Below are 281 nucleotides of genomic sequence, written 5' to 3' on the forward strand. Positions count from 1 at the left end.
CCACTGTAACTGTTCACGCAAACTCACCACCTCACCAATAATGGTTAAGGTAGGTGCTTGTATATGATTTTCTTCAACTTTTGATGCAATGTCGGCCAAAGTTCCCACCACGACTTTTTGATCAGGTGTCGTACCTTTAGAAATTAAAGCCACTGGCATATTTGGACGTTGACCATGTGCAATCAAATTTTCACAAATTTTTTCCAATCCAACCAAGCCCATATATAAAACCAGTGTTTGATTTTCATAGACCAACTCACGCCATGGTAACTCAGGTGAAC

General features: G+C 40.2%; 1 protein-coding gene. It reads right to left on the reverse strand.

The features are described from left to right. The coding region (locus FLQ44_RS08080) for a uroporphyrinogen-III C-methyltransferase (protein WP_240801213.1) at positions 1-281 on the reverse strand (281 nt) is incomplete at both ends.

Source organism: Vogesella mureinivorans, from assembly GCF_007644035.1.
Taxonomy (GTDB): Bacteria; Pseudomonadota; Gammaproteobacteria; order Burkholderiales; family Chromobacteriaceae; genus Vogesella; species Vogesella mureinivorans.